This window comes from Herbaspirillum chlorophenolicum (assembly GCF_001189955.1).
Lineage (GTDB): Bacteria > Pseudomonadota > Gammaproteobacteria > Burkholderiales > Burkholderiaceae_D > Herbaspirillum > Herbaspirillum chlorophenolicum.
Genome location: NZ_LFLT01000104.1, coordinates 1 through 3199, shown reverse-complemented (window position 1 = coordinate 3199; position 3199 = coordinate 1). Strand labels below are relative to the sequence as shown.

The 3199-nt window shown below is 44.3% G+C and carries 4 protein-coding genes; all 4 read left to right on the top strand.

From position 1 onward, the window contains the following. On the top strand, window positions 1–326 hold a 326-nt coding region (locus AKL28_RS24905), incomplete at its 5' end, for a hypothetical protein (protein ID WP_197091086.1). Next, window positions 326–784: a hypothetical protein gene (locus AKL28_RS23165; RefSeq protein WP_050470649.1), complete on the top strand. Its 459-nt coding sequence runs from the start codon at window positions 326–328 to the stop codon at window positions 782–784. The genes AKL28_RS24905 and AKL28_RS23165, both read left to right, overlap by 1 nt. Window positions 785–966: 182 nt before the next feature. Then, a complete protein-coding gene (locus AKL28_RS23160; protein WP_082221649.1) occupies window positions 967–1740 on the top strand; it encodes an HNH endonuclease in 774 nt (257 codons plus the stop codon). 8 nt (window positions 1741–1748) lie between these two features. Further along, window positions 1749–2492, top strand: coding sequence for an HNH endonuclease (locus AKL28_RS24185; protein WP_082221648.1), 744 nt, complete (start codon window positions 1749–1751; stop codon window positions 2490–2492). The last annotated feature ends 707 nt before the right edge of the window (window positions 2493–3199 follow it).

The window sequence follows — 3199 nt, the reverse complement described above, 5'->3', positions numbered from 1 at the left end:
CCTCAGATGTATTGATAAAGGAAAGCAGCTCTAAGCCAGAAGGCCTGAAGACAGCTATCGGTAGCTTGGTAGAAAAACTGATCGAAAATAATCAGTATGAACCTGATCATCCGGCAGATATTGCGGATGCAGCTGTCTTAATGGCCGCAGACGGCTATGGCGCAGGAAAAATTGTTGGCTTTGAAGGTACTACTGAAGTAGTAATTAGAACGTCAGATTCTCAACGCAGTTTTTTGTTTACAAAAGACCCCATACCATCAGATTTGGTAAAAATTACAACCATTCAATTCTCAAGCGTTAGCGAAGAGAGGGATATGAGGCATTAATGAAAATATATTATGCCTTTCGAGTTTTCTTTGTCAGCGTTGAATTTCTCATTGCTACTGTAGCCTTAGTTACGGTATCGTTCTTCGAAAAAAATGTAGACGTTCTTGTTGGAATGCTCAACATAAGTAGTGAAATCGGGAAGTATTTTATTCTTTTGCCTGGTGCTGTAATTGTTTGGGTACTGAAAGAAGGAAAAGATTTTCTCGGCAGTGATAAGAAGCTGATGAATTGGCCTGACTACTGGAGACTCAAGATCCACGTATTTACTGCATACATATACGTTGTGATTTTTTTTGTTATGGCAGCCCTTCCTGAGATAACAAAAATTGGGATCGCAAGTGGTCTAGGCTTGATCCTTTTTGCTTCGGGAGTAATAGGATGTTTATGGGCTGCTGCGAGTCTATACTTTGCTCAAATAACAGCAAAAGAAATTCTGAATCAGGAATTTCAGGACTAATCGAGCAATGGTAAATATTCTTGAGGGCTCAAGCTCTTGAGGTCACGCCAAGATAAGATAGTTGTAACCTTTGTTTGTTCGCAGCTCAGAGGACTGCTGATGCCAGTTTTCGTGCTCGTTATCTGAAACGGGATCTGTTAAACACATCCTTCACTGCACACAATTAGAGAGAGGGGGGGGTGATGGCAATTCGCAAAGAAAAGGAAATACGTCGAGAGCATATAGAGCAAGCAGCGTTGTTTTGGGAGGAAAATCCTGGCTACAACGGATTTCGTGACAGCACAACATATGATGTGCTGGTTGATGGTAGGCCTTATCCACCAAAGGCTATAGCGGCAATTTCAAGTAAGCTCGCTGGCCTTGGTGAATTGATGCCATGGGATTTTGCTGGGGTCAAAGACGGAAAGTGGCACAGACTATTTAAGTCCCTCGGTTTTCTTATCGTTCCGAAAGGAACTGTCGCCACGCAGGTTTCGGAAATAGGTCAGAGCGCATTCATTGAGTCAGATATCGAGGAAATTGAACGGGTGCATCAAGATAACCCGACTGTTAGAGCGACTCTCGTGATGGCGAGATTGGGTCAGGGGAAGTATCGGAAGGAGCTGCTAGCGTTGTGGGGGGGGAAGTGTGCAGTGACCGGTTGTGCAGTAAGTGAGGTGCTTCGTGCATCTCACGCAAAACCGTGGCGTATTTCTGATGATAACGAGCGCCTCGATCCAAACAATGGGTTACCGCTCGTTGCAAATCTAGACGCTTTATTTGACGCAGGGCTCATTGGCTTCGACGAAGACGGGAAGATGCACATTTCTGAGCAGCTCGGGGATGAGGAAACTCTGCTTGATGGTATTCCGCGTCACCTGCGCGTGACGCCCAATATGGAACAAGCGAGCTATTTAGAAGAGCATCTAGTGAATGTCTTCCAGTGCGAAGATGAAAAGCTGTTTCCTGATTTTTAGGAAAAGAAATGAGCCGCAAAAAATTCATACTGGCTAACGGGGCCATCTGTGCCAACTGGACATGGAGTTGGTCATTTGTAAATCACAATGAGAAATTCATCATATTTGGTGCATGGGATACTAACACCAAGGAAAATGGCGCTCTGATCTTCAGTGAGAAATGGCAACGTAAGCGGAATGGAAGTAAGCGACCAGCCTATCCTCAGTCGAGAGAACACATTCGTTTAATAGAGGAGGAAGGATATTCTTTGAAGGTGTTTCGCATTATTTTCTCTGATGAAAAGCAAGATGCGGAAGGCGACGGCCCTTCAACTATCAAAGGCTTCGAAAGAGTACTGTCGAATAAGTATTTGAAAAAAGTGGGTGTCAATTGGTATGCGGTCGATGATCAATATCTATCTGCTCCTGAAGAGCTTGATCCATCACTGAAATATATTGAAGGAACAGTATTTCAGGTCTTGATTAACGCTTACGAACGTAATTTAGAGGCGCGAGAAAAATGTTTGGATCACTACGGCTACAGATGTAGCGTCTGCTCATTTGATTTCGAAGAAGAGTATGGAGCTCTAGGCAAACGTTTTATTCACGTGCATCACTTGATTCCTCTCGCTGAAGTAGGGAGGGAATATGAAGTTGATCCGATTCGAGACTTACGCCCCTTGTGTCCGAATTGCCATGCAATGATTCATCGAGGGGGAACTGTGCGATCTATTGAGAAACTTCAGGAGATTCGGCAGGAGGCACGAAAATAGGTGTCGCAATGGAACGAGTCGGATCAATGGCTTCGCTTCCAAGTGATTGTGGCCCTGTCGGCAATGACATTGAGGTTAATGTCATCAGAATTTTCAGTGATCCTGTAGCCGGGAATCTGGCACTGGTAGCCAATGCAGGAGGCTCAGTTCTGGTTCGTCAACGAGACTTGAAATAACCATCACCCACTTCTCTCGAAGCTTATGGCGTAGAGACAAAACAAGCAGGAAGTCGCAATGGACAATAGCCCAGTTCTCAACTGGGCTATTTTTTGTGCTGTTCATTTGATTAATCCTGCTGGAATCTTGGAACCACAATCCAAGGTTCACCGTCTTTCTGGATCAACCGATCACGGTCATAACGTCCATTTTTCTTGTTTTCGAAAACCACCTCCGACTTTGGGATAAGTGAATATTTGATGGATATATAAACAACATCAATCACTTATCCTTTTTTGAATCCCGGGTGGGTGGATGGTTGGGATCAGTCTATGGGAACCCAATTGGAGAACATTTTCCGGGTCCCAAATTGGGAAGGTACCTTGAGAAGATAAATGGCAAAGGAATTCCAGAAGATTCCTCTGTTGATTTATCAGGAGTGAGCTTTGACAGGTGGGGATGGTACTGGGATGGGATAACGAGATTGGATCAGGAAGTCTTATTAACCAATCCCGTTTTCCTTTGTGGAGTCTGGATAAAACCTACGACTC

What these genes read in the sequence shown, in the direction of transcription:
- AKL28_RS23165 (WP_050470649.1), top strand. Translation starts at nt 326, where the DNA reads ATGAAAATATATTATGCCTTTCGAGTTTTCTTTGTCAGCGTTGAATTT.
- AKL28_RS24185 (WP_082221648.1), top strand. Translation starts at nt 1,749, where the DNA reads ATGAGCCGCAAAAAATTCATACTGGCTAACGGGGCCATCTGTGCCAAC.
- AKL28_RS23160 (WP_082221649.1), top strand. Translation starts at nt 967, where the DNA reads ATGGCAATTCGCAAAGAAAAGGAAATACGTCGAGAGCATATAGAGCAA.